The sequence below is a fragment of the Streptomyces syringium genome (genome assembly GCF_017876625.1).
Classification (GTDB): domain Bacteria; phylum Actinomycetota; class Actinomycetes; order Streptomycetales; family Streptomycetaceae; genus Streptomyces; species Streptomyces syringius.
Window position 1 is genome coordinate 3,082,868 of record NZ_JAGIOH010000001.1, and the last position, 25,658, is coordinate 3,108,525.

The window sequence follows — 25,658 nt, forward strand, 5'->3', positions numbered from 1 at the left end:
CCCCCACCGGTGCCGGAGCCAGGGCCGGCATCGTCAGCCACTACCGGGCGGGGGTCCGCCCCGGAGCCCCGGGACCTGCCCGGGGCGGGGACGGGGCTCGCGCCCCCGCCAGAGGCCGGGTCCCTGCGGGCGCCAGAGCCGGGACCCTGCGCCGGGCCGAGGGCGGCCTCCGCGCCCGTGGCGGCGCCGCGGCCCGCGACCGCGTCGGCGGCTGAGCCGGTGCCCGGGGCCGGGCTCGTGGGCCCGGTCGCGAGCCGCTCCGCGTCCGGCGGGTGCGGGCGTGAGGTCGGGCGGATCCACCCCCGGGGTGCCCGTACCGCCCGGTGGCGGCGGCCCGTACCGGCCGCCGTCGGCGTCTCGTCCCGGCGGCGGCCCGCGGCCGCCACCGCTGCCATCGCCGCCCGGAAGACCGTCGCCGGAACGACCACGCACAGCAGGGTCCAGAACAGCGTCACGCCCCACGGCCGGGGTACGTCCCACGGTTGCTCGACCAGCAGCTTCCCGCCGTACTCGAGCGAGACGGCGTAGTCCCCGTGCGCCCCGGCCGCCAGCTCCACGTCCAGCGCGACCCGCGCCTTCGCCCCGGCGGCGACCGTGCCGCGCCAGCGCTGTTCCTCCCAGGCCGGGGCGAGCACGCCGTGCGCGGTGCCGACGCGGAAGACGGGGTCCCGGGCCGGGGTCGGGCCGAGGTTGCCGACGGTGACGACGAGCTTGCGTCGCGGGGGTGCGCCGAACCAGGTCAGCAGGCCGCTGGAGCCCTCCAGCCGCGCCCCGAGCACGCTCAGCCGCTCCCGGCCGGTCTGCCGGGGCAGCGGCTCGACCGGGTGGCCGGCGACGCGGAACGCGGCGTCCGCGGCCGCCCGCCCGCCCGTGACGGTCGCGACGTGCACCACGCAGGGGCACGGTTTCGGCGGCTCGGCGACGGGGATCTTCCGGCTGAACCGGCCGTCGTCGCCGACGGTGACCGCCCGGCCGTCCGCGTTGGCGCAGTCGTTGGTGCCGCCGATCATGTTCTGCCCGCAGATCAGCAGCGTGAGGAGGGCCCCCGGCCGCCATCCCGCGCCGGTCACGGTGACGCTGCCGCCCTTGCCCGCCTCGGCGCGGTCCACGGCCGCCGTGGGCCCGTCCGCTGCCGCCCGTCCGGCCGGCAGCAGCACGAGCGCGGCGACGGCGAGCAGCGCGGCCGCCAGCGCCCCGGGCCGCCCCGGGCGGCGGCTCATGCTGTGGCTCCCGCGCCGCGCCGGCCACGGCGGCGCACGAGGAGCCGGCCGGCCGCGCCCGCGCCCGCCAGGCCGAGCCCGGCCAGGACGGCGGGTACGAGCCAGGGCAGCGGGGTGTACGAGCCGGAGGCGGTGGCCGGGGCGGCGCCCGGGGCCTGTGCGGTGATCCGGACCTCGACGGGGTCCAGCCGTGGGGCGTCCGGCCACTTCTCCGTCAGCCGGACGCTGCTGCCCGGCGCCAGTGCGGCAGGCACGCCCCGCGCGACGCGGTGCAGCACCTCGCCGAAGTGGCCCTTCGCACGGATCGTCAGGCGCGGGGCGAGGATGGTGTTGCCGCGGTTGACCAGGGCGTACCGGATGACCGCGGCCCCGCCCCTGCCGCTGACCCGTACGTGCTCGACCGTGAGCGCGGGCAGCGCGGGGCCGCTCACGCGCACCGCCATCGGCACCCGGACCCGCAGGCCGTCCCCGGTGGCGACGACCGCCGCGTGGTGGTCGCCGGGCGCGGTGCCGGCCGGGACGGTGACGGTGAGCGGCACGTCGGCGCGGGTGCGCGGCGGGACCGTCACCCGCCGCTCGGCGAGGGCGATCCACGGGCCGGTGCCGCGCAGGGCGACCGTGCGCGGCCGGTCGCCGGAGTTGACCACCGTGAGCCTGTCCTCGATCACCGTGCCCGGCCCGCCCTCCAGGAAGAAGGAGGAGCGGTCCTCCGCGCCGGGCCCCCGGGTGCCGCCCGGCGCGGGAGCGGCCGACCAGGGCCGGGTGTCCGCGGTGGCGGGCGCCGCGGACAGCGCGCACAGCGCGACGACGGCGGCCGTCACGGCGGCGCGCGTACAAGCGGTGGTGCGGGTGCGGGAGGTGGTACGGGTGCGGGAGGTGGTACGGGACAGCATCGGCGGCTCCCTCGGCGGACGCGTACGGGCCTCGTGGCCGCGCTACCGGGCGGTGCCGGTGCGCTGACGCCGGGTCAGCCAGAGGGTGCCGGCGATCCCGGCGAGCAGCACGGTGCCGCCGAGGGTGCCGAGGGCGACGGCCGCGTCCGCGGGCCCGGTCCGCGGCAGCTCCCCGCCGCCGGTGGAGCCCGACGAGCCACCCGTGCCCGTAGTGCCACCCGTGCTCCCGCCCGTGCCGTCGGTGCCGCCCGTGCTCTCGGTGCCGCCCGGTCCCTTCACGTCGAGGCTCAGCGACGGCTTGGGGGCGTTGGAGGGGGTGCACGTGGTCGTCGTGCCCAGCGCGACGATGGTGAGGGTGCCGGCCGTGAAGGTGACCTTGCCGCTCTTCTTGGGGGTGTAGGTGCCCGACAAGTCGCTGATCTTTATCGGGGTGTTGGCCGGAACCGGCGCGTCGTTGGCGGGCCCCGCGACGGCCACCGTCCCGCTCTCCGCGCCGCCGAGCTTGATGATCGCGCTCGGCTTCATCGCGCCCTTGCCGAGCTCGACGGGGCTGGAGGAGACGCCCTTCTGGAAGGACATGGTGAGTTTGTAGGCGCTGCCGCTCGCCACGCCCTTGATGTCGATGGGCGATACGGCGCTCTTGTCCCCGATCGGCGTCTTGCACTGGTAGTTGACGTCGACCGTCTCGGCGTGCGCGGCCGGGGCGAGCAGCAGCGCCGATCCGCCGGCGAGGGCCGTGGCCAGGGTCAGCGCGGTGGCGCGGCGCACGGGGGCGCGGCGGACGTGCCGTCGGGGGTGGCTCTGGGGGTGGGACACCTCGTTCCCCTCTCGTCCGGTGCCGTACCGAAAATCACTGACGACACATCAGATCGGGCGCCGACAGTACGCCGGGGACCTTGTCGAGGGAAGACGCAGAACACGCCGCCGTGGTGTCCGGCGGCGCGTGTCGGAGGCGTCCGGGCCCGGCCGCGGGGGCCGGGGGCGAAGGGAAGGGGCAGGTCAGCCGGGCGCGGCGAGCGGCGGCCGGACCGGTTACGCGGGGGCGGCCAGTTCGGCCCAGACCGTCTTGCCGTTGCCGCCCTCGTTGCGGACGACGCCCCAGTCCAGGCAGAGCCGCTCCACGATGAACATGCCGTGGCCGCCGGGGCGGCCCGCGCGGTGCGGTTGGCGGGGGGTGGGCGTACCGCTGCCGAGGTCGACGACCTCCAGCCTGAGCACCTTGCCCGCGAAGGCCACCCGCAGCTCGTCGGGGCCGTTCGCGTGCAGGCAGGCGTTGGTGACCAGCTCGGAGACGACGAGCAGGACGTCCTCGGCGGCGGCGCGGTGATCGGCGCTCGCCGCGGGCAGCCAGCCCCAGTCGTAGAGCGCCTGGCGCGTGAAGTCGCGGGAGCGCGGCACGGCACCGCTGACCCCGACGAGGTGGAGCCTGCGGACCTGCCCGCTCGGCCGCGGCGGACCGGCAGAGGCAGCGCCGCCCGCCTCCGGGCCGCGGTCGCCCGGCTGCGGGTACGGCCGGGTGGTGCTCATCAGCGCTTCACCTCACCGATTCACCGATTGAGAAATGTTGGATACCTGGCACATTGAACAGATTCAGCAGACTCCTGCCCGACCGATCCGTGAGAACACCCACTTCTTCGACGCGGTTCCTGTGACTCGGATAACGCATGAGTAACGCCACAGGAAGCGGGCCGGACGGTGGACGTGCCGGAGGGGCGGCGGAGCCGGGCGCGACGATCAGCCGGCGAGGGCCGCGTCGACCGTGTCGTGCACGGTGAAGACGGCCTCGGCTCCGGTGATCTCGAAGACCCGGGCGACCACGGGCTGCATGGCGGCCAGGTGGATGGCGCCGCCGACGGCCTCGGCCTTCAGCCGGGCGCCGAGCAGCACGTTCAGCCCGGTGGAGTCGCAGAACGCCAGCTCGGAGCAGTCCACGATGACGCGGGTCCCGGCTTCCTCGGCGCACGCCTCCAGGGGCTCGCGCAGCAATTCCGCCGTATGGTGATCGAGCTCACCCGCCGGTCTGACGATCGCGCTCGCCCCCTCCCGCCGGACCTCTACATTCAGCCGGCCCCTGCTCGCACTGCCGACCATCCCGCGGTCCATGCGCGTCCCTTCTCGGTGTGCTGCGTGGTGTTGCTGTCCTACGTGGCGCTACGAGAACCCTACGCCTTCGATACGCAGGCCGGAAGCCGAAGATCCGTCATTTTCGGATATAAACGGACAACGTGGACTTGCCATGTGGAGGTGAAGACGGGTAGGGCTAGATAGGTACATCCACCACGGACGGCTTTGGAGGCGCCGCACACCGCAGCAAGAGGTCACGGCATCGGCAGCCATACGCCGAGAATGATGGAGGACACCCATGTCACCCCGGCTCGACGAACCGCGCACCGAATCTTCTCGGGAGACCGCCTCGTCGACAACCCCGCCCGAGCAGATCGAGCCCGAAAATCTGGCTCTCCCCGAGATCCCGCCGTACGACGAGGTGGGACCGGTCGACGCGCGGGCCCTGTCCAAGACGCTCTTCGCGCGCCTCGAGTCGCTCGAAGAGGGCACGCACGAGTACTCCTACGTACGCAACACGCTGGTCGAACTGAACCTGGCCCTGGTGAGGTTCGCCGCCTCCCGGTTCCGCTCCCGCAGCGAGCCGATGGAGGACATCATCCAGGTCGGCACGATCGGCCTGATCAAGGCCATCGACCGCTTCGAGCTGAGCCGCGGCGTCGAGTTCCCGACCTTCGCGATGCCGACGATCATCGGTGAGATCAAGCGCTTCTTCCGCGACACCAGCTGGTCGGTGCGGGTCCCGCGACGGCTCCAGGAGCTGCGGATCGACCTGGCCAAGGCCGGGGACGAGATGGCGCAGCAGCTCGACCGCGCGCCCACCGTCGGCGAGCTGGCCGAGCGGCTCGGCCTCTCCCGCGAGGAGGTCGTCGAGGGCATGGCCGCGAGCAACGCCTACACCGCGAGCTCGCTGGACGCCCAGCCCGACGAGGACGATTCCGAGGGCGCGCTGTCGGACCGCATCGGCTACGAGGACCACGGGCTCGAGGGCATCGAGTACGTCGAGTCGCTCAAGCCGCTGATCGCGGAACTGCGCCCGCGCGACCGGCAGATCCTCTCGCTGCGCTTCGTGGCGAACATGACGCAGTCGGAGATCGGGGAAGAGCTCGGCATCTCCCAGATGCACGTCTCCCGTCTGCTGGGCCGGACCCTGGGCCGCCTCCGCAAGGGCCTGCTGACGGAGGATTAGCCTCCGGCACCCCGCCCCTTTCGCAACGCCGCGCGCCGCCACGGAGACCCCGGGCGGCGCGCGGCGTTTGGGGGCGATGGCGCCCGCAGGCATCTTCAGCCTGGTGGCGGCTTCCACTCTCTATACGTGGTGGTCCGTGGCAGATGGGCCCACACCGTCTTCCCCACGCCTCCAGGCCGCTCCCGGACACCCCAGCGAGTGCTCAGCGATTCGACAAGGTTCAAACCACGCCCGCTCTCTTCGGTCTCCCCGGCCTCACGCGGCCTCGGCCGACCGAAGTGAGCGTCCGAGACCTCGACGACAATCCCCTCGGGGCCACTTCGCAACTCGACCTCGAACAATCGCCCCCTGACGTGTCCGTGGCGCACCGCGTTGGATGTCAGTTCATCGACGACGAGCACGGCGTCCACCAGCTCCTCAGGGTGGCAGCCCCACCGTCCGAGCACACGTGCGACCTGCATGCGGACGCGGGGAACCGATCGGCGAACCGAAGTGAACCGCATCTGCCACCGAAGCGCGGTATCCGCCTCGTCATTCATCGGGGCCGGCACCTGTCCTCCCAGTAACGCATCTCGATCACTGTCCCGGCTCTGCCGGGTACGCCATCCAGGATCCGGGCCAAGGCCGTGCGGGCTCATGAGCGTTTATGACAGGCTCGGGCCCGCACCTTGTAGGCGACCGGGCCGGGCGGGCGAGGGATGCGATGAGTGCTGATCGTCAGAGGCTCTGCAGGCGCTGCGGCGCGGCGCTCAGCCGGTACAACACCACGCGAATCTGCACAGTGTGCGATCGCAGACATCCGACTGTGCCGGATGATTTTTGGCAGCGCCCGGATATCCGCAACGCCCTGGCCGCCTGGGACATGGGCGCGGTGGTGCGCGGCTTCCGGCAGTTCACCGGAGCATCCCAGGGAGCGGTGGCAACGCTCGTCAATATCGACCAGGCCGAGGTGAGCCGCCTGGAACGCGGGCGCAAACGCTTGCGTGACCGGTCCCAGCTATTGGTCTGGGCGAAGGCACTGGGCGTTCCCCCCGACCTCGTCACCGCGGCTCCCGCGAATGCAAGCTCGTCAGCAAGTATCGCGGTTCTTCTGGGAATCCCTCTGGATGTCAACCTCGAGAATGTGAGAATCCTGCCGTCCTCCGAAAACGATGCCCTGGCGCTCGACGGGCAGCTGATCGATTTGCAACGGCGCGACAACGCCGGTGGGGCGAACGTTCTTCTGGCTGATGCGCGACGCAGTTTGCAGTCGGCGATCCGGGCGATCGCGGAAGGCCTCACGTCCGCACGCGAAGTCCAGGCACATGGTGCCGCAGCTCAGCTGGCACAGATGGCCGGCTGGCTCTCCCTCGACGGTGGTCGCCCCGAAGACGCCCGAAGGTATCTGGGGGCGGCGTTGTACTGCGCACACACCGTGGGCGACCTCCGCCTTGCCGGGAGCATTCTCGGGTATCTCAGCCTCACGGCTCTCTACGACGACGCACCGACGGAAGCGCTGGCCCTGGCACGCACCGCCTACGACACGAATCGTGGCGGCGGACAGAACCCCGTGACCACCATGCTGGCTACGCGGCTGGCACGAGCTCTGGCGGCGAATGGGGAGGCGGCGGAATGCCGAAGGCTGCTACGAGAGGCCGACCATCATCACGAGACGTTCAACCAGATCTGCGCCGTACCCGTGTGGCTCGACTACTTCGACGAACCAGAGCTGCGCGCCCAGCAGGGTACGTGCCTGATGCAGATCGGAGAATTGGACGAGGCCGAGGCACACCTCACCGCCGCTTTGACACTGTGCCGCGACCGCGGCTCGGAAAGGCTGCGCGATCAGGTGAATTACTGCCTGAGACTGGCTGACATCGCAGTGGCGAAGGGGGACCTCGACGCTGCTTGCGCGCAGGCGGGAACGGCACTGACGATCAACCGTACGATCTCGTCCGCGCGCATGACAGCCAATTGCTCCGACTTCGCCAGGCGGCTCGCCCCGCACCGCGCGCACAAGGGCGTCGGTGAGCTGATCGAAGCTGCCGCCCGTCCGCACTGATCTAAGGAGTGATCGAGGCGGGGGCCGGATGGTCGCCTCCGCCCACGGCAGCCACCAGGGCCGCCGTGTCTGTGAGATCGGGCAGAACGACATCGGCGCCGGAGGCGGCCAGCTCGGCGGCGGATGTGGTGCCCGTCGCCACGGCGATCGACCGTGCGCCGCCTGCCTTCGCCGTGGCGACGTCCAGCACGGTGTCGCCGATGATCACAGTATCCCGGCCCGTATAGCGATGGCAGTGCCGCGAACGTGCGCGGCGCCAGGCGTGTGCCAGGAGTGCGGGACGTTCGACGTCGTCGTCACCGTATGCCCCGGCCTCGAAATCGATGTGCTCGGCCAGACCGAAGACCCTCATCTTGAGTTCCGCGAGGCTGCGCATGTTGCCGGTCAGGAGGGATTGATGCGTGCCCTCGATGCTCGACAGCGCCGATATCGCCGCTCGTGCCCCCGGCAGAGGGCGCCCGGCGGAGGCCAGAGCCTCCTCGCGGGCATGGAGTTCCTCGGCAACGGCCGCGGTGAACCGTTCGACCATCGCCGGGTCGGGGGTAAGGCCGTGCAAGCGGAGCGTGTCCGTCGAGATGGCCAACTCGGTCCGGCCCGACATGTCCGCCATCTCGCGGAGAGGCTGCCCGGTCACCCGTGAGAAGGCCGCCGCGTACGCTTCCCGGCTCACTCCCCCGCCGTCGATCAGGGTGTGGTCGATGTCCCACAGCACCAGTCGTCGATGTGCCTGCGCCGAGGTCATGGCATCCACTCCTGAGGGAACCGGGACCGGAGGAACCACCTAACCCCACTGGGCCAGCCGTGTCACGCCGCCGTCGCCACCCCCTCCGTCGCGGCCAGGAGGGCCGCGAGTGCGGAGCGGGCCTGTTGGAGGTCGGTGATGTGGGTGTCGAGTTCGGTCAGGCGGGTGCGGAGGTGGGTTGTCACGCAGGGGTCGAAGGCGGTGCCCGTGCCCTGGACGCAGGGGAGGATCTCGCGGATGACGCGGGTGGGGAGGCCGGCCGCCAGGAGGGCGCGGATGCGGTGGACAGCCTCGGGGGCGTCGGGGGCGTAGCGGCGGTGGCCGCCGCCGGGGCGCTCGGGGGTGAGCAGGCCCACCTCCTCGTAGTAGCGCAGGAGGCGCACGCTCACGCCGCTCTCGCGCGCCAGCTCACCGATCTTCATATGGCCTGCCTCACAAGGGCTTGAATCTCACACGGGTGTGAGAATTTAGCGTGGCGTCCATGACGAACACAGCCACCGGCGCCCCGCATTCCCCGGCTTCCCCGGCCACGCCGCCCAACAACAGCAACCCCTTCAATCTCCGCGTCATCGAGGAGTTCCGGGCCAACGCGGGCCGCGTCGGCGGACAGTTCGCCGGTACGAGGCTGTTGCTGCTCACCACGCGCGGCGCCCGCAGCGGGCTGCCCCGTACGACGCCGCTCGTGCATCTCCCGGACGGGGAGCGGCTGATCGTGTTCGCGTCGAACGGCGGCGCGCCCGCCGCGCCGGGGTGGTTCCACAATCTGACGGCCGCGCCGGACGCGGTCGTCGAGGTGGGCGCGGAGCGCTATCCCGTGCGGGCCCGCCTCGTCGAGGAGTCCGCGCGCGAGGGCGTGTGGGAGCGGCAGATCGCCGCCGATCCCGCGTTCGCGGACTTCCGGCGGCGGGCGCTGGCGTCCGGGCGGGACATTCCGCTGGTGGCGCTGGAGCGGGTCGGCTAGCAGGGAGTCGTCAGGCGAGTTCGCCGTCCTGCCAGACGGCCGAGACCAGGGGGACGCCGGGGCGGTAGGCGAGGTGGACGTGGCTGGGGGCGTCGAGGAGGGCGAGGTTCGCGCGGGCGCCCGGGGAGAGGCGGCCGACGTCGGTGCGGCGCAGGGCCGCCGCGCCGCCGGCGGTGGCGGACCAGAGGGCCTCGTCCGGGGTCATCCCCATGTCCCGCACGGCCAGGGCGATGCAGAACGGCATCGAGCTGGTGAAGGACGAGCCGGGGTTGCAGTCCGTGGAGAGGGCGACGACGGCGCCCGCGTCGAGGAGGCGGCGGGCGTCGGGCCACGCGGCGCGGGTGGAGAACTCGGCGCCGGGCAGCAGCGTGGCGACCGTGGAGCCGCCCGCGAGGGCGTCGACGTCGGCGTCGGTGAGGTGGGTGCAGTGGTCGGCGGAGGCGGCGTCGAGTTCGACGGCGAGCTGGACGCCGGGGCCGTGGGTGAGCTGGTTGGCGTGGACGCGCGGCAGCAGGCCCGCGCGCTTGCCGGCGGTGAGGATCGCCCGGGCCTGGTCGCCGTCGAAGGCGCCGCGCTCGCAGAAGACGTCGATCCAGCGGGCGTGCGGGGCGCAGGCGTCGAGCATCGGGCCGGTGACCAGGTCGACGTACGCCTCGGGGTGCTCGGCGAACTCGGGGGCCACGATGTGTGCGCCGAGATACGTCACCTCGTCGGTGTGGACGGAGGCGATGGTCAGGGCGCGGGCCTCGTCCTCGGTGGTGAGGCCGTAACCGGACTTGATCTCGATGGTGGTGGTGCCCTGCCGGCGCGCTTCCGCGACGTAGCGGGCGACGTTGGCGTTCAGCTCGTTGTTCGAGGCGGCGCGGGTGGCGGCGACGGTGGTGCGGATGCCGCCGGCCGAGTAGCTCTGCCCGGACATCCTGGCGTTGAACTCGGCGGTGCGGTCGCCGGCGAAGACCAGGTGGGAGTGGGAGTCGACGAAGCCCGGGATGACCGCGCGGCCGCCCGCGTCGAGGCGGTTGTCAGTGGTGGGTGCTTTGCTGGACGGACCGACCCAGCCGATGCGGTCACCGTCGATGACGATCGCCGCGTCCTGGATCAGACCGAGGGGGCCCGAGCCGAGGGAGGGGTCGTTGGTGACGAGGGTGGCGATGTTGGTGATGGCCGTCGTGTCGGCCCTCTTCTTCCCGTCCGCCGGGTCGGGCGTGGGGCCGGGGATCGTCTCGGGGCTCATCTCGGGGAGGTTCTCCTTCGTCAGCCGCGCAGCGCGGCGATGCTGTCGGCCAGGGCCGACGGGACGTCGGGCACCGACTGGTGCACTCCGTCACGCACGACGTGACGGCCGCCGACCACGGTGTGCCGGACGTCGGCACTGGTCGCCGCGAATACGGCCGCCTCGGCGGCGAGCCGGGGCGGCGGTCCCGCCGTACGGACGGTGTCCAGCGCGATCGTGGTGAGGTCGGCGAGCGCGCCGTTCTCGATGCGCCCCGCCTCGTTCCAGCCGAGGGCCGCGTGGCCGTCGGCGGTGGCGGCGCGCAGCAGCTCGGCCGCCGACCAGTGGCCGCGGGCCCGGCTGTGCAGCCGCTCGTCCAGCTCCATGGCGCGCGCCTCTTCGAGGATGTCGATGACGGCGTGGCTGTCGCTGCCGAGGGAGAGCGGGGAGCCGCCGCGCTGGAGTTGCAGGGCCGGGCCGATGCCGTCGGCCAGGTCCCGCTCGGTGGTGGGGCACATGCACACGCCGGTGGCCGAGCGGCCCAGGAGCCGCATGTCGCCGTGGGTGAGATGGGTGGCGTGGACGGCCGTGGTGTGCGGTCCCAGGACCCCGTGGTCGGCCAGCAGCGTGGTGGGGGTGAAGCCGTGGGCCTCGACGCAGGCGTCGTTCTCGGCGGTCTGCTCGGAGAGATGGACGTGCAGCGGTGCGGTGCGGTCCTGCGCCCAGGCGGCGACGGTGGACAGCTGGTCGACGGGCACGGCCCGTACGGAGTGGATGGCCGCGCCGATCCGGGTGTTGTCGTCGGCCTTGAGTCCGTCGGCGCGCTCCGCCCACCGCTCGGCGGTGCCGTCGCTGAAGCGCAGCTGGTGCCGGTTGGGCTGGGCGCCGAAGCCTGCGGAGAGGTAGCAGGTGTCGAGGAGGGTGATGCGGATGCCGGCCTCGGCGGCGGCCGCGATCAGGGCCTCGCCCATGGCGTTGGGGTTGTCGTAGTGGCCGCCGCCGGGGGCGTGGTGGAGGTAGTGGAATTCGCCGACGGCGGTGATGCCGGCGAGGGCCATCTCGGCGTAGGTGGCCCTCGCGAGCGCGAAGTAGCTCTCGGGGGTGAGCCGGTCGGCGACGCCGTACATGACCTCGCGCCAGGTCCAGAAGGAGTCCGGCGCCCGGTCCGCCCCGGCGGCGGGGCGGTCGTCGCCGAGGCCCGGCAGCGCGAGGCCGGGTGCGGCCTGCACGACGCCGCGCAGGGCGCGGTGGAAGGCGTGGCTGTGGGCGTTCGCGAGCCCGGGGAGGGTCAGTCCGCGCAGGGTCGTGGCGCCGGGCGGGGGCAGCGGGACCTCGGTGCGGACGGCCGTGATCCGCCCGTCCGTCGTCTCGATGGCCACGCCGTGCTCGACGCGGTCCTCGAGCCACGCGTGCTCCGCCCAGTAAGTCACCTGCACGCGAGACCCTCCAGTACGTCGGCGAGAGCGGTCACCCCGGCCAGGCAGTCGTCCTCGGCCGCCGTTTCGGCGGGTGAGTGGGAGACACCGGTCGGGTTCCGCACGAACAGCATGGCGGTGGGGATGACGCCGGACAAAATACCCGCGTCGTGTCCCGCTCCCGTCGGCAACACGGGCACATCGCCCAGCAGCTTCGCCAGCTCGTCGCGGAGGTCGTGCGCGAATTCCACCACCGGAGTGAACGATTCCCGGGTGACGCGGACGTCGACGCCGTCGCGGGCGCCGCGCTCGGCCGCCGCGCGTTCGATCTCCTCGACGACGGCGGCGAGGGTCTCCTCGTCGGCGGCGCGGGAGTCCAGCCAGCCGCGGACCAGGGAGGCGATGGCGTTCACGCCGTTCGGCTCGACGCTGACCTTGCCGAAGGTGGCGAGGGCACCGGCGGTGCGGGCCTTCTTGCGGGCGGCCAGCACCGTGTTGGCATAGGTGAGCATCGGGTCGCGGCGGTCCTCGATGCGGGTGGTGCCGGCGTGGTTGGCCTCGCCGTGGAAGTCGAACCGCCAGCGGCCGTGCGGCCAGATGGCGGAGGCGACGCCGACGGCGTGGTCCGTGTGGGCGAGGGCGCGGCCCTGCTCGACGTGCAGTTCGACGAACGCGCCGATCCGGGCGAGGCGCTCGGGGTCGGCCCCGATGGTCTCCGGGTCGTACCCGGCGCGCTCCATGGCCTGCGGGAGCGAGACGCCGTCGGCGTCGCGCAGCGCGTGGGCCTTGTCGAGGGTGAGCTGCCCGGCGGTGAGCCGGGAGCCGACACAGGCGAGCCCGAAGCGGGCGCCCTCCTCGTCGCCGAAGTTCACGATGGCGAGCGGGCGGGTGGGCCGGGTGCCGCGGGCGCGGAGCTCGTCGAGGGCGGCGAAGGACGACACGACGCCGAGGGGGCCGTCGAAGGCCCCGCCGTCCGGGACGGAGTCCAGGTGGGAGCCGGTGACGACGGCGTCCCCGGCGGCGGGGTCGCCGAGCCACGCCCACTGGTTGCCGTTGCGGTCCTGCTCGTAGGTCAGGCCGCGGGTCTCGGCCTGCGCGCGGAACCAGTCGCGGCAGTCGGCGTCGGCGCCCGTCCAGGCGTAGCGGCGGTAGCCGCCGCTGTCCGCGTCGCGGCCGATGGGAGCGAGGTCGCGCCACATCTCGTGGAACGACGGCCCGCTGTGCGAACGCTGGACGGGCTGGACGGGCTGGACGGGCTGGACGGGCTGGTCGGCCTCGGTCACGACGCGTCGTCCTCGCGCATCGGGATGCGGACGTCCCGCTCCGCCGCGACCGACTCCGCGATGTCGTAGCCCGCGTCCACATGGCGGATCACGCCCATGCCCGGGTCGTTCGTCAGCACGCGGCGGATCTTCTCGCCCGCCAGGGCCGTGCCGTCGGCGACCGTGACCTGGCCCGCGTGGATGGAGCGGCCCATGCCGACGCCGCCCCCGTGGTGGAGGGAGACCCAGGACGCGCCGGAGGCGACGTTGACCATGGCGTTGAGCAGCGGCCAGTCGGCGATCGCGTCGGAGCCGTCGAGCATGGCCTCGGTCTCGCGGTACGGGGAGGCGACCGAGCCGCAGTCGAGGTGGTCGCGGCCGATGGCCAGGGGTGCGGCGAGCGTGCCGTCGGCGACCATCTCGTTGAAGCGCTCACCGGCCTTGTCGCGCTCGCCGTAGCCGAGCCAGCAGATGCGGGCGGGCAGGCCCTGGAAGTGGACCCGCTCCCCGGCCATCTTGATCCAGCGGGCGAGGGACTCGTTCTCGGGGAAGAGTTCGAGCATCGCCTTGTCGGTCTTGTGGATGTCGGCCGGGTCGCCGGAGAGCGCCGCCCAGCGGAAGGGGCCCTTGCCCTCGCAGAAGAGGGGGCGGATGTAGGCGGGCACGAAGCCGGGGAAGTCGAAGGCGCGGGCGTAGCCCGCGAGCTGGGCCTCGCCCCGGATGGAGTTGCCGTAGTCGAAGACCTCGGCACCCGCGTCCATGAAGCCGACCATGGCCTCGACGTGCCGGGCCATGGACTCGCGGGCCCGCTGGGTGAAGTCGGCGGGCTTCTCGGCCGCGTAGGAGGCCATCTCGTCGAAGTCGACGCCGACGGGGAGGTAGGCGAGCGGGTCGTGGGCGCTCGTCTGGTCGGTGACGATGTCGATGGGGGCGTTCATCGCGAGGAGCTGCGGAAGCAGCTCGGCGGCGTTGCCGAGGACACCGATGGACAGCGGACGGCGGGCGTCGCGGGCCTCGGTGGCCAGCTGGAGGGCGTGGTCGAGCGAGTCGGCCTTCACGTCCAGGTAGCGGTGCTCGATGCGGCGGTCGATGGCGCGCGGGTCGCAGTCGATGCAGATGGCGACGCCGTCGTTCATGGTGACGGCGAGCGGCTGGGCGCCGCCCATGCCGCCGAGGCCGGCGGTGAGGGTGATGGTCCCGGCCAGGGTGCCGCCGAACTTCTTCGCGGCGACGGCGGCGAAGGTCTCGTAGGTGCCCTGGAGGATGCCCTGGGTGCCGATGTAGATCCACGAACCGGCGGTCATCTGCCCGTACATGGTGAGGCCGAGGGCCTCCAGCCGCCGGAACTCCTCCCAGTTGGCCCAGTCGCCGACCAGGTTGGAGTTGGCGATGAGGACGCGCGGCGCCCACTCGTGCGTCTGCATGACGCCGACCGGGCGGCCGGACTGGACGAGCATCGTCTCGTCCTGCTTGAGCGTGGTCAGGGTGCGGACCATGGCGTCGAAGGAGCGCCAGTCGCGGGCGGCCTTGCCGGTGCCGCCGTAGACGACGAGCTTGTCCGGGTGCTCGGCGACCTCGGGGTCGAGGTTGTTCTGCAGCATCCGCAGTGCGGCTTCCTGCTGCCACCCCCGGGCGGTGAGCTCGGTTCCTCGCGGCGCTCGCACGGGTCGCGGTCCTGACATGGGCCCTGCCTCCCTGGCTCTGAATAGAACACTGCACATCTTGGGCCGCTGAATACAGCTAGTCAACAGGTGGGCGGCATCTCCCCGGCCGGCCCCGCCACGCCCGGGCCCGCCGCAAACCCTCCCGGCCCGCGCCTCCAGGTGGTGGAGTGGAGTCATGACCGGGCAGAGCGCAGACGACAGGCGGACGGCCGCCGTGGCGGCCGCGGTGGGGCAGGGGGTCGTCGGGGCGGCGCACCCCGTGGCCGGGTTGCTGGACGTGCGGGGCATCCGCGAGGCCGTCGCCGCGTTGCGGGAGGCTTTCGCGGAGGCCGGCGGGCACGTGGAGGTGCTGCACGCCTTCGCCGTGAAGGCCGCGGCCCTGGTGCCCGTGCTGCGGCTCCTCGCCGACGAGGGGCTGGGCTGCGAGGTCGCGAGCCCCGGGGAGCTGGCGCTGGCGCGCGCGGCCGGCGTGCCGCCGGGGCGCACGGTGCTGGACTCGCCCGCGAAGACCGGCGCGGAGCTGCGCGAGGCGCTGGCGCTCGGCATCGCCGTCAACGCCGACAGCCGCGAGGAGCTGGCCCGGCTGGACGCGCTGGTGGGGTCCGCGCCGACCGGCTCGCCCCTGGGCGTACGGGTCAACCCCCAGGTCGGCTGCGGCAGCATCGACGCGCTGAGCACGGCCACGGAGACCTCGAAGTTCGGGGTGGCGCTGCGCGACGCGGGGGCCCGCGACTGGCTGATCCGCGCCTACGCGGAGCGGCCGTGGCTGACCCGGATGCACGCCCACGTGGGCTCGCAGGGCTGCCCCCTGGAGCTGATGGCCGAGGGGGTGCGGATCGCCTACGAGCTGGCCGAGGAGATCAACGGGGTCGTCGGGCGGCAGCAGATCGACACCCTGGACATCGGCGGCGGCCTGCCCGTCAACTTCGCGTCCGACGAGGTCACGCCGACCTTCCGGGAGTACGCGCGGCTCCTGGCCGCGACCGTCCCGGGGCTGTTCGACGGGAGGTACGGGCTGGTCACCGAGTTCGGCCGGTCACTGCTGGCCAAGAGCGGCACGGTGCTGGCCCGGGTGGAGTACACCAAGTCCGCCGGGGGCCGCCGGATCGCGGTGACGCACGCGGGCGCCCAGGTCGCCACGCGCACGGTGTTCGCACCGGAGTCCTGGCCACTGCGGGTGGCGGTGTTCGACGCGCTGGGACGGCCGAAGACGTCCGAGCCGGTGCCGCAGGACATCGCCGGGCCGTGCTGCTTCGCGGGCGACCTGGTCGCCGTGAACCGCCCGCTGCCCCTCCTGGAGGCCGGTGACCATGTCGCGCTGCTCGACACGGGCGCGTACTACTTCTCGAACCACTTCGCGTACAACTCGCTCCCCCGCCCGGGGGTTTACGGCTACGCGCTCGCAGAAGGCGGGAGTGACGGCGACGACGACGCCGTACGGTTCACCCCGGTGCGGGTGCCGCAGACGCTGGACGAGCTCGTCGCCGAGAGCGGTGAGGCGTGTGCCGCGGGTCTGACGGCCCTGGGCTGAATCCAGCGCAGCGGGCTCATTTCGATCCCATCCGGCGCACCCTCTTCGAACCACCCGGCGCCGCGTCCCCCGCCGACAACCCGGTGGTCACGTACCCACGCACCCGCTGACCGGCGGCGCTGCCGCGTGCCGAGTCCGTGCGGACCCACAGCAGCACCTCGCCCGCCCGTTCCAGGCCGCCCAGCCACAGGGCCTTCGCCCACAGGCCGGCGCCCAGCCCGGCCATCGCCATCCCCGCCGCGGCCGGGACGGCCAAGGAGACGGCCACGGCGGCGAGGAAGGCCGCCGCGAGCCACCAGCGCCGGTGGCGCCGCCAGTTCCGTATCGTCACGGCGCGGTCCTGGAGGATGACGGACCTGCCCGCCCGCGACGCGCCGAGCGCGAGCTCGGCGTACCGTCTGCGCCGTGCCGCGAACGCCACGCACCCGGCGACGATGAACAGCGCCGCCCCGGCGAGCACCCCGATCCGGCGTCCGGTGAGCCCCGGCACCAGCGCCCCGACGCCGGCGCTCAGTACGCCCAGCCACCACAGCGGTGCGGCGGGTGCCCGTACGACCACCGCCACCCGCGCCAGCGCATACGCCCCGCGCCCCACAGCAGACCTCCTTCTGTCCTTGCCTTCGCCTGTCCGCGCGGCACGCTAACCGACCAATCTGAGGACCGGCTGAGAACCCGCACCCACCGGTGTCATACCCGGGTATCCCCCGCGAGTTGGCTCCGACGTATGACGCCCGGGCACCCGTTCGCTCCCTAAGGTCGGCTCATCAGCCGATCGGAAAGGAGCCGGGGATGCCTGCGTACGAGCGTGGTCTGAAGCGGCGGGCGGCCATCGCGGCGGGGGCACTGGCCGTGACGAGCCTGCTGGGCGCGACCGCCCCCAAGGCGGCGGCGTACGAGCCGGCCGCATACGAGGCGGCCGGTGCGGGCCGCCCGCACGGCCGGCTGCCGGCGCCGACCGGCCCGTACGCCGTGGGCACCACCGCCCGGCACCTGGTCGACGACAAGCGGCGGGATCCGTGGCAGCCCGAGCGGGGGCCCCGCGAGGTGATCGTGAGCTTCTGGTACCCGGCCGAACGGGGGCACGGCGGCCGCACGGCACCGCACATGGAGGAGCGCGCGGCGGCCCACTTCGGCTCCGCGACGGGGGCGGGCTCGCTCAACTACGGCGTGCCGGCCGGGAAGGCCGACTGGGCCGCCACGCGTACGCACGCACGCGTGGACGCCCCCGTCGCCCGCGACTCGGGCAGGCACCCGGTGGTGCTGTACTCGGCGGGCCTGGGCGACCCCCGCACCTGGAACACCGGCCTCGTGGAGGACCTGGCCTCGCGCGGCTATGTGGTCGTGACCGTCGACCACACCTACGACTCGTCGGAAGTGGCCCTGCCCGGCGGGCGGCTGGCGAAGTCCGTCCTCCCCGAGCTGGCCCAAAAGCCCGGTACCGACATCGGGGCCGTGCTGCGCAAGGCGGTGAAGGCCCGGGTCGACGACACCCGCTTCGTCCTCGACACCCTCGGCGACACCAAGCGGCGCGCGTCCCTCCCGCCGGGTCTCACGAACGCCATGGACCTGCGGCGCGTCGGCATGGCCGGGCACTCCGCGGGCGGCTTCACCGCCCTCCAGACCATGCACGACGACCGCCGGATCCGGGCGGGGATCAACATGGACGGGACGCTGGAGTTCCCCGGGCCGGGCGGCTCCGGGAGCGAGCTGGGCACGGTGGCCCGCGACGGCCTGGACCGGCCGTTCCTGCTGATGGGCACGGAGAGCCCGGACTCCGGCGACCACCACCGGCAGCCGTCGTGGGCGGCCCTGTGGAAGAACTCGACCGGCTGGCGCGGCGACGTGACGCTGCGCGGCTCCCGCCACGGCTCCTACACCGACGCCTCCTCGCAGCTGCCGTCCCTCGCGGCTCAGGGCGCGGTCTCCCCGGAGACCGTCCGGGAGCGGCTCGGGACGGTGCGTCCGGAGCGGGCGGTGGCGGAGACACGGGGGCATGTCGCCGCGTTCTTCGACCGCTTCCTCTGACGGCGGGCCGTCTTTGCCGCCTGCGGCGGCGAGCGCCCTGCGGGCGCGTCCTCAAGCGCCGGACGGGCTGGTTGTGGCTGAGCTCAGCCACAACCAGCCCGTCCGGCGCTTGAGGACACCGCCGCGCAGCGGAGGTGCACCCACCACAGCCCGTAAGGGCAAGGTCACTCCACGAACAGCCCCCGCGCAGCGGCCTTCGCGTCGAACTCCTCCAGCCGCGCCTGCGCATCCGGCAGCGCGTCGCACATCGCCTCCAGCAGCACCCGCCCCAGCAGCATCGGCGCGCACGCCGTGTCGAAGGCGAGGCCCGTGCCGACGGCGGCGGGGAGCAGATGGTCGGAGTGGCCCGCGACGGGGGCGAAGGTGGAGTCGGCGACGGTGACGACGGTCAGCCCCGCGCCCCGCGCGTACTCCAGCGCCTCGACCACCTCGCGCGGATGGCGGGGCAGCGCGAAGCACAGCAGGGCGCTCGCCCCCGCCCGTACGGCCGCGTCGATGCGGTCGGCGAGCAGGGTGCCGCCCTCGTCGAGGAGCCGGACGTCGGGGTGGACCTTGCGGGCGAAGTAGACGAAGCCGCCCGCCTGCGCGGCCGCCGCGCGCAGACCGAGCACGGGCAGCGGCCGGGACGCGGCGAGCAGCCGCCCGGCCCGGGCGACGGGGGCCGGGTCGGCGAGCAGCGAGGCAAGGTGGCGGAGGTTGTCGATCTCGGCGTGGACGGCCTGCTGGTACTCGTTGCACGAGCCCTCGCCGGGCGCCTCGGCGGCGGGCACGACATCGCGCAGGTGGCGGCGCAGGGCGGGGTAGCCGTCGAAGCCGAGGGCGACCGCGAAGCGGGTCACGGACGGCTGGCTGACGCCCGCCAGCTCAGCCAGCTCGACGCTGGAGAGGAAGGGCGCGTCGGCCGCCCGCCGCACCATGCAATGGGCGATGCGGCGCTGGGTCGGCGTCAGCCGGTGCCCCTCGAAGAGCTTCTGCAGGCGTGCGGTGGCCTCCGGCTCGCCCCCGGTCTCCGTCATCGGGCCCTCCATGGTGTTCGACGGTTCACTCGACCTCGGACCTCCATTCAGATGGCCCTGACTCTGCATGAATATATGCAGCGCGCTGCCGCCGTCCACTGCGGCGCCCTACAGCGGCGGCAGCAGCTTCTTCTGCGGCTTGCCCATCGCGTTGCGCGGCAGCGCCTCCAGGAAGCGGATCCGACGCGGCCGCTTGTGTACGGACAGATGCCCGGCCACGAAGTCGATCAGCGCCTTCTCGCTCACGTCGTCGGCCACGACATAGGCGACGATCTCCTGGCCCAGGTCCTCGTGCGGGGCCCCGACGACGGCCGCCTCGCGCACCGCCGGGTGGTCGAGCAGCGCGTTCTCCACCTCGCCCGCCCCGACGCGGTAGCCGCCCGACTTGATCAGGTCGGTGGAGGCCCGGCCCACGATGCGGTGCGAGCCGTCCGGCTCGATGGCGGCGATGTCGCCGGTGCGGAACCAGCCGTCGTCCGTGTACGAGGCCGCCGTCGCCTCCGGGCGGCCCAGATACCCGGTGAACAGCGTCGGCCCGGACACCTCCAGCTCGCCGATCTCCGCGCCGTCCTCCGCCACCACGCGCGTCCGCACCCCGGGCAGCGGCAGCCCGACCGAGCCCGGCCGGCGCTCCCCGTCGGCCCGTGCGGAGACGGTGATCAGGGTCTCGGTCATGCCGTACCGCTCGACGGGCCGCTGCCCGGTGAGCCGCTCCAGGTCCCGGAAAACGGGCGCGGGCAGGGCCGCGCTGCCAGACACCAGCAGCCGCGCCCCGCTCAGCGCCCGCGCGGCGTCCGGTTCGCGGACGACGCGGGACCACACGGTCGGCACCCCGAAGTACAGGCTGCCGCCGGCCGCCGCGTACGCCTGCGGGGTCGGCCTGCCCGTGTGCACCAGGCGGCACCCGGTGCGCAGCGCGCCCAGGACGCCCAGCACGAGGCCGTGCACATGGAAGAGCGGCAGCCCGTGCACGAGCGTGTCCTCAGCCGTCCACTGCCAGGCCTCCGCGAGCCCGTCCAGGCCCGCCGCCACCGCGCCGCGCGGGATCAGCGCCCCCTTGGGCGCCCCCGTCGTGCCGGAGGTGTAGAGGATCAGCGCGGTCGCCTTCGGGTCCTCCGCGACGGCGGAGAAGTCGGCGCGCTCCCGCAGGTCCACCGGAACGTCGGCGTCCGCCTCGCCGCCCAGGACGAGTTCGGCGCCGGAGTCCCGCAGGATGTGCTCCCGCTCCGCGGGCCCGGCATCGGGCGGCAGCGGCACCACGGGCACACCGGCGAGCAGCCCGCCCACGACGGCCACGACCGTCGCCGCGGTCGCGTCGGCCCGCACGGCCGCGGAGGCCGCGCCCGCGATCCGGGACGCCACGGCGCCCGCGGCGCCCAGGAGTTCCTCCCGCGAGAGGGACTGCCCGGCGACGGTCAGGGCATCCGCCCGGTCGCCGGCCCCGGGCCCGGCGAGGGACGACAGCAGAGGTTCGGGCACGGACTGCTCCTTCCACGGGGGCCCACGCGCGCGCGGGGACTTCCCCTACTGCGGATACGGGTGCTGGCCCCACTGACCGCGGGGCCCCAGTGACCGTACCGTTGCGGGCATGATGGCCCGCGACCCCGAGCTGAAAAAGGAACTCGACGCGACCCTCCAGACCCGTAAGGAGCTGGGGCCGGAGTACGAGTCGGAACTCATCGAAGCTTTCCTGGAAAAGGTCGAGCGGAAAGTCGAGCAGAAGCTCGACGGCACGGTCGACAAGCGGGTGCGACGGCACCTCGCCGAACAACAGATGACGGTCGCCCGCGGCGGCCGTCCCCGCGCGGGCGACCCCGACCCGGGCGGCTTCGGCGAGCGCTTCGGCTTCGCCGCGGTCTCCCTGGTCCTGGCGATCCCGCTGTCCGCCATTGCCGTCGTCAACGCGGGCCTGTCCGGCCTGCTGGTGAGCTGGGCGGGCATCGTCGGCGTCAACGTGGCCCAGTCGGCGGGAGGTTTCCCCTGGCGGCGCGGCCGCAAGAAGGAAGAACCCGACTGGGAGTAGAGGGGACCGCCGCACCACCGGCCGGGGCCGGGGGTCGGGACGACGGCGGTCCCCCATCAGGACGCGGTCCGAACCGGCCGGGCCGGCGTCCGGGCGGCCTCGGAGTCCGGGAGCCGCTCCGGAATTCCTGCCGCCGTTCGTGGGTGCCGGCCCGGGCGGGAAGCCCGTGCCGACACCCCTCACTATGCCGGGCCGTTGTTAAGTCCGTGCGGCGAGCACGTGACTTGTACGTGCCTTTGACGGCCCGTTCGCCGGCCGGCGGACCACCGGCGTTACTTGGAGCCCGCGCCTTCCGCCAGGAAGGCCAGCAGGTCCTGACGGCTCACCACACCGGTCGGCTTGCCCTCGACGAGGACGACCGCCGCGTCGGCCTGGCCGAGTACGGCCATCAGGTCACCGACCGGCTCGCCGGAGCCGACCTGCGGCAGCGGCGGGCACATGTGCTTCTCCAGCGGGTCGGAGAGGGAGGCGCGCTGGGCGAAGAGGGCGTCCAGCAGCTCGCGCTCCACGACCGAGCCGATGACCTCGGCGGCCATGACATCGGGGTGCCCCGCTCCCGGCTTCACGATGGGCATCTGCGAGACGCCGTACTCGCGGAGCACCTCGATGGCCTCACCCACGGTCTCCTCGGGGTGCATGTGCACCAGCGAGGGCATGTCGCCCTCCTTGCGGCGCAGCACGTCGGCGACGCGCGCGGCGTCGCCGGCCTCCTCGAGGAAGCCGTAGTCCGCCATCCACTCGTCGTTGAAGATCTTGCTGAGGTAGCCGCGGCCGCTGTCGGGCAGCAGGACGACGACCACGTCGTCCGGGCCGAGGCCCTCGGCCGCCCGCAGGGCGCTGACGACCGCCATGCCGCAGGAGCCGCCGACGAGCAGGCCCTCCTCCTTGGCGAGACGGCGCGTCATCTGGAAGGCGTCCTTGTCGGAGACCGCGATGATCTCGTCGGTCACCGTGCCGTCGTAGGCGGACGGCCAGAAGTCCTCACCGACGCCCTCGATCAGGTACGGACGGCCGGAGCCGCCGCTGTAGACCGAGCCCTCCGGGTCCGAGCCGATGACCTTGACCCGGCCGCCGCTGATCTCCTTGAGGTAGCGGCCAGTGCCGCTGATCGTGCCGCCGGTGCCGACGCCCGCGACGAAGTGGGTGATCTTCCCCGCCGTCTGCTCCCACAGCTCGGGGCCGGTGGACTCGTAGTGGGAGAGGGGGTTGTTCGGGTTGCTGTACTGGTCCGGCTTCCAGGCGTTGGGCGTCTCCGCGACGAGCCGGTCGGACACGTTGTAGTAGGAGTCCGGGTGCTCGGGGTCCACCGCGGTCGGGCAGACCACGACCTCCGCACCGTACGCCCGCAGCACATTGATCTTGTCAGTGGAGACCTTGTCCGGGCAGACGAAGATGCACTTGTAACCCTTCTGCTGAGCCACGATCGCAAGGCCCACACCCGTGTTGCCGGACGTCGGCTCGACGATCGTGCCGCCGGGCTTCAGCTCCCCGGACTTCTCGGCGGCCTCGATCATCCGCACGGCGATACGGTCCTTCACCGAGCCGCCGGGGTTGAAGTACTCGATCTTGGCAAGCACGGTGGCTTGAAGGCCTTCGGTCACGCTGTTGAGCTTCACGAGCGGGGTGTTGCCAACGAGCTCAATCATCGAATCGTGATACTGCACGGTGATCTCCGCGGTCGGGGGTACTAGCGGTCGTCGCGTACCCATACATCCAGCCTATTGCGCCGCCGAGTGCACTAGCGGCGCGTTGCGCGGGCGGGCGCTCGGGGCAACAAGCTGTTAGCACGGTCGGGCAAGGGTGCACGGCGGTGGATCGGGAGGAGGCCCGGGCCTATGTCCATGTCGAGGGCGAGGGTCGCACGGCGGATCGCGGCCGCCGCCGCGTACGGCGGTGGCGGGGTCGGACTGCTGGGCGGGGCGGCGCTGGGCGTACTGCTCACGGAGGTCGCGCTGGCCAGGCGGGTGGTCGGCGGGCACAACGACGCCCCGCCGCGCGCGGACGGCCGCTACGGCTCCTCGTTCGTCCACCGGCTGGGCCACGAGCCGCTGCTGCTGGGCGTGCTCGGCGACTCCACGGCCGCCGGGCAGGGCGTGCACCGCCCCCGGCAGACGCCGGGGGCCCTGCTGGCCTCGGGGCTCGCCGCGGTCGCGGAGCGGCCCGTGGAGCTGCGCAACGTGGCACTGTCGGGTGCGCAGTCGCACGACCTGGAGCGGCAGGTCACGATGCTGCTGTCCGACCCGGCGCGGACCCCCGACGTCTGCGTGATCATGATCGGCGCGAACGACGTCACCCACCGGATGCCCTTCGCCCGGTCCGTGCGGCTGCTCTCCGACGCCGTGCGCAGACTGCGCGAGGCGGGCTGCGAGGTGGTCGTGGGCACCTGCCCCGACCTGGGCACCATCGAGCCGGTGTACCAGCCGCTGCGCTGGCTGGCCCGGAAGCTGAGCCGCCAGCTGGCGGCGGCGCAGACCATAGGGGTGCTGGAGGCGGGCGGCCGCACGGTGTCACTGGGCGCGCTGCTGGGGCCCGAGTTCGAGCAGAACCCGCGGGAGCTGTTCGGGCCGGACAACTACCACCCCTCGGCCGAGGGGTACGCGACGGCGGCCATGGCGGTGCTGCCGACCCTGTGCGCGGCGCTGGGCTTCTGGCCGGAGGACGAGGAGCGGCCGGACGCGACCCGCCGCGAGGGCATCCTGCCCGTGGCCCGGGCGGCCGCGGAGGCGGCGGCCGAGGGCGGCACCGAGGTCACGGCGGCCCGCGGCCGGTGGGCCCTGCTCAAGCACCGCAGGCGGCGGCGCCTGCCCGCGCACACGGAGGCCACGCCCCACCACGTCTGGTCCCGGGCACGGCGCGAGGCGTGAGCGGCGGGGGCGTGGGCCGGGGGCGGTCGCCGCACAGCCGGGCGACCACCCCGGCCACCCGCCCCCACCCGCACGCGCCCCGCCCGCCTGAGCAGCCGCTTAGAAAAGAGGCCCGCATCACAGCGCGCAGTCGGTGACCATGGCCCTACGTGCGGGTAACTTCCAGTTGAGTCCAGCCTTTCGCGCCCCTTGGAGCCGTGATGCCCGAAGCCGTGATCGTCTCAACCGCCCGCTCCCCCATCGGCCGCGCCTTCAAGGGCTCGCTGAAGGACCTGCGCCCCGACGATCTGACCGCCACGATCATCCAGGCGGCGCTCGCCAAGATCCCCGAGCTCGACCCGCGCGACATCGACGACCTGATGCTCGGCTGCGGTCTGCCCGGCGGCGAGCAGGGCCACAACCTGGGCCGCATCGTGGCCGTGCAGATGGGCATGGACCACCTGCCGGGCTGCACGATCACCCGTTACTGTTCCTCGTCGCTCCAGACCTCGCGGATGGCGCTGCACGCCATCAAGGCGGGCGAGGGCGACGTCTTCATCTCGGCGGGCGTCGAGATGGTCTCCCGGTCCGTCAACGGCTCCTCCGACGGCATGCCCGGCACCCACAACCCGCTCTTCGCGGACGCCGAGGCCCGCACCGCCGAGCGCGCCGCGCAGGAGGGCACAAACTGGCACGACCCGCGCGAGGACGGCCTCGTACCGGACGCGTACATCGCGATGGGGCAGACGGCCGAGAACCTGGCCCGCCTCAAGGGCGTCACCCGCCAGGACATGGACGAGTTCGGCGTACGGTCGCAGAACCTCGCCGAGGAGGCCCTCAAGAACGGCTTCTGGGCGCGCGAGATCACCCCGGTCACCACCCCGGACGGCACGGTCGTCTCGAAGGACGACGGCCCGCGCGCGGGCGTGACCCTGGAGGGCGTCTCGGGTCTGAAGCCCGCCTTCCGCCCCGACGGTCTGATCACGGCGGCCAACTGCTGCCCGCTCAACGACGGCGCCGCCGCGCTGGTGATCATGTCCGACACCAAGGCGCGCGAGCTGGGCCTGACCCCGCTCGCCCGGATCGTCTCGACCGGCGTCTCGGGCCTGTCCCCCGAGATCATGGGCTACGGCCCGGTGGAGGCCAGCAAGCAGGCCCTGAAGCGGGCCGGCCTGGGCATCGGCGACATCGACCTGGTCGAGATCAACGAGGCGTTCGCGGCGCAGGTCATCCCCTCGTACCGGGACCTCGGCATCGACCTGGACCGGCTGAACGTCAACGGCGGTGCCATCGCCGTGGGTCACCCCTTCGGTATGACCGGCGCGCGCATCACGGGCACGCTCATCAACTCGCTCCAGTTCCACGACAAGCAGTTCGGCCTGGAAACGATGTGCGTGGGCGGCGGCCAGGGCATGGCGATGGTGATCGAGCGGCTGAGCTGACCTGCGGGTCTGTCGAGCGACGCACATCTGACCCCATATCGGCCTCCGGCGTGGCCGTGCGGGAACGTGACCGAATCTCCCCCAGGATGTGACCAACGTCCCGGGGGAGATTCG

General features: G+C 73.0%; 23 protein-coding genes and 1 pseudogene. 8 read left to right on the forward strand and 16 right to left on the reverse strand.

Features of this window, described 5'->3' with window-relative positions:
- Positions 1 to 206: 206 nt before the first annotated feature.
- The 5 genes and pseudogenes from JO379_RS13580 to JO379_RS13600 all read right to left on the reverse strand — a co-directional run.
- A pseudogene (locus JO379_RS13580) lies at positions 207 to 1,220 on the reverse strand (neocarzinostatin apoprotein domain-containing protein); the annotation flags it as partial.
- A complete protein-coding gene (locus tag JO379_RS13585; protein ID WP_130878191.1) occupies positions 1,217 to 2,113 on the reverse strand; it encodes a COG1470 family protein in 897 nt (298 codons plus the stop codon). The gene JO379_RS13585 and the pseudogene JO379_RS13580, both read right to left, overlap by 4 nt.
- 42 nt (positions 2,114 to 2,155) lie before the next feature.
- On the reverse strand, positions 2,156 to 2,929 hold the full coding sequence (locus JO379_RS13590; protein WP_372449078.1) for a peptidase: 774 nt from the start codon (positions 2,927 to 2,929) through the stop codon (positions 2,156 to 2,158).
- A 216-nt stretch (positions 2,930 to 3,145) separates the two neighbouring features.
- A complete protein-coding gene (locus JO379_RS13595) occupies positions 3,146 to 3,640 on the reverse strand; it encodes an ATP-binding protein (RefSeq protein ID WP_130878193.1) in 495 nt (164 codons plus the stop codon).
- A gap of 207 nt (positions 3,641 to 3,847) precedes the next feature.
- Positions 3,848 to 4,216 carry an STAS domain-containing protein gene (locus JO379_RS13600; protein WP_130878194.1) on the reverse strand — a complete coding sequence of 123 codons (369 nt, stop codon included), beginning with the start codon at positions 4,214 to 4,216 and terminating at the stop codon, positions 3,848 to 3,850.
- 259 nt (positions 4,217 to 4,475) lie between these two features.
- On the opposite strand from JO379_RS13600, the gene JO379_RS13605 reads away from it, so the two are divergent.
- A complete protein-coding gene (locus JO379_RS13605) occupies positions 4,476 to 5,366 on the forward strand; it encodes an RNA polymerase sigma factor SigF (RefSeq protein ID WP_130878195.1) in 891 nt (296 codons plus the stop codon).
- Positions 5,367 to 5,461: 95 nt separating this feature from the next.
- Here JO379_RS13605 and JO379_RS34130 read toward each other — a convergent pair whose 3' ends face one another.
- On the reverse strand, positions 5,462 to 6,004 hold the full coding sequence (locus JO379_RS34130) for an ATP-binding protein (protein ID WP_372449079.1): 543 nt from the start codon (positions 6,002 to 6,004) through the stop codon (positions 5,462 to 5,464).
- Between the two features lie 167 nt (positions 6,005 to 6,171).
- On the opposite strand from JO379_RS34130, the gene JO379_RS13615 reads away from it, so the two are divergent.
- Positions 6,172 to 7,407: a helix-turn-helix domain-containing protein gene (locus JO379_RS13615; protein ID WP_209515100.1), complete on the forward strand. Its 1,236-nt coding sequence runs from the start codon at positions 6,172 to 6,174 to the stop codon at positions 7,405 to 7,407.
- A 1-nt stretch (position 7,408) separates the two neighbouring features.
- On the opposite strand, the gene JO379_RS13620 is transcribed toward JO379_RS13615, so the two are convergent.
- Both JO379_RS13620 and JO379_RS13625 read right to left on the reverse strand, forming a co-directional pair.
- The gene (locus JO379_RS13620; protein WP_209515102.1) at positions 7,409 to 8,149 is read right to left on the reverse strand and encodes an HAD family hydrolase; all 741 of its coding nucleotides are present in this window, start codon (positions 8,147 to 8,149) and stop codon (positions 7,409 to 7,411) included.
- A 62-nt stretch (positions 8,150 to 8,211) separates the two neighbouring features.
- Positions 8,212 to 8,571, reverse strand: coding sequence for a MerR family transcriptional regulator (locus JO379_RS13625; RefSeq protein WP_209515104.1), 360 nt, complete (start codon positions 8,569 to 8,571; stop codon positions 8,212 to 8,214).
- Between the two features lie 59 nt (positions 8,572 to 8,630).
- Between JO379_RS13625 and JO379_RS13630 the strand changes: the two genes are divergently transcribed.
- On the forward strand, positions 8,631 to 9,110 hold the full coding sequence (locus JO379_RS13630; protein WP_209515105.1) for a nitroreductase/quinone reductase family protein: 480 nt from the start codon (positions 8,631 to 8,633) through the stop codon (positions 9,108 to 9,110).
- Between the two features lie 10 nt (positions 9,111 to 9,120).
- Here JO379_RS13630 and hutI read toward each other — a convergent pair whose 3' ends face one another.
- The 4 genes from hutI to hutU form a co-directional block, all read right to left on the reverse strand.
- Positions 9,121 to 10,344, reverse strand: coding sequence for an imidazolonepropionase (gene hutI, locus JO379_RS13635; RefSeq protein ID WP_209515107.1), 1,224 nt, complete (start codon positions 10,342 to 10,344; stop codon positions 9,121 to 9,123).
- A 20-nt stretch (positions 10,345 to 10,364) separates the two neighbouring features.
- Entirely contained in the window at positions 10,365 to 11,759 is a 1,395-nt protein-coding gene (locus JO379_RS13640; RefSeq protein WP_209515109.1) for a formimidoylglutamate deiminase, read from the reverse strand.
- A complete protein-coding gene (locus JO379_RS13645) occupies positions 11,750 to 12,937 on the reverse strand; it encodes an allantoate amidohydrolase (protein ID WP_209518697.1) in 1,188 nt (395 codons plus the stop codon). Before JO379_RS13645 ends, JO379_RS13640 begins: the two co-directional genes overlap by 10 nt.
- 80 nt (positions 12,938 to 13,017) lie before the next feature.
- A complete protein-coding gene (gene hutU, locus JO379_RS13650) occupies positions 13,018 to 14,682 on the reverse strand; it encodes a urocanate hydratase (RefSeq protein ID WP_130878200.1) in 1,665 nt (554 codons plus the stop codon).
- 157 nt (positions 14,683 to 14,839) lie between these two features.
- On the opposite strand from hutU, the gene JO379_RS13655 reads away from it, so the two are divergent.
- Positions 14,840 to 16,195, forward strand: a complete 1,356-nt coding sequence (locus JO379_RS13655; protein ID WP_209515111.1) for a type III PLP-dependent enzyme domain-containing protein — start codon at positions 14,840 to 14,842, stop codon at positions 16,193 to 16,195.
- Between the two features lie 16 nt (positions 16,196 to 16,211).
- Here the strand turns inward: JO379_RS13655 and JO379_RS13660 are convergent, their stop codons facing one another.
- The gene (locus JO379_RS13660) at positions 16,212 to 16,790 is read right to left on the reverse strand and encodes a hypothetical protein (protein ID WP_130878202.1); all 579 of its coding nucleotides are present in this window, start codon (positions 16,788 to 16,790) and stop codon (positions 16,212 to 16,214) included.
- A gap of 194 nt (positions 16,791 to 16,984) precedes the next feature.
- Between JO379_RS13660 and JO379_RS13665 the strand changes: the two genes are divergently transcribed.
- A complete protein-coding gene (locus JO379_RS13665; RefSeq protein ID WP_209515112.1) occupies positions 16,985 to 18,220 on the forward strand; it encodes an alpha/beta hydrolase family protein in 1,236 nt (411 codons plus the stop codon).
- Between the two features lie 164 nt (positions 18,221 to 18,384).
- Here the strand turns inward: JO379_RS13665 and JO379_RS13670 are convergent, their stop codons facing one another.
- On the reverse strand, positions 18,385 to 19,236 hold the full coding sequence (locus JO379_RS13670) for a MurR/RpiR family transcriptional regulator (RefSeq protein ID WP_209515113.1): 852 nt from the start codon (positions 19,234 to 19,236) through the stop codon (positions 18,385 to 18,387).
- 108 nt (positions 19,237 to 19,344) lie between these two features.
- A complete protein-coding gene (locus JO379_RS13675; protein WP_209515114.1) occupies positions 19,345 to 20,715 on the reverse strand; it encodes an acyl-CoA synthetase in 1,371 nt (456 codons plus the stop codon).
- A gap of 109 nt (positions 20,716 to 20,824) precedes the next feature.
- On the opposite strand from JO379_RS13675, the gene JO379_RS13680 reads away from it, so the two are divergent.
- Positions 20,825 to 21,259, forward strand: coding sequence for a hypothetical protein (locus JO379_RS13680; RefSeq protein ID WP_130878206.1), 435 nt, complete (start codon positions 20,825 to 20,827; stop codon positions 21,257 to 21,259).
- A gap of 272 nt (positions 21,260 to 21,531) precedes the next feature.
- Here JO379_RS13680 and JO379_RS13685 read toward each other — a convergent pair whose 3' ends face one another.
- Positions 21,532 to 22,923 (reverse strand): cystathionine beta-synthase, encoded by a 1,392-nt coding sequence (locus JO379_RS13685; protein ID WP_130878207.1) that lies wholly within the window; start codon positions 22,921 to 22,923, stop codon positions 21,532 to 21,534.
- Positions 22,924 to 23,094: 171 nt separating this feature from the next.
- On the opposite strand from JO379_RS13685, the gene JO379_RS13690 reads away from it, so the two are divergent.
- Positions 23,095 to 24,123 (forward strand): SGNH/GDSL hydrolase family protein, encoded by a 1,029-nt coding sequence (locus tag JO379_RS13690; RefSeq protein ID WP_130878208.1) that lies wholly within the window; start codon positions 23,095 to 23,097, stop codon positions 24,121 to 24,123.
- A 200-nt stretch (positions 24,124 to 24,323) separates the two neighbouring features.
- The gene (locus tag JO379_RS13695; protein WP_130878209.1) at positions 24,324 to 25,544 is read left to right on the forward strand and encodes an acetyl-CoA C-acetyltransferase; all 1,221 of its coding nucleotides are present in this window, start codon (positions 24,324 to 24,326) and stop codon (positions 25,542 to 25,544) included.
- Positions 25,545 to 25,658: the final 114 nt, after the last annotated feature.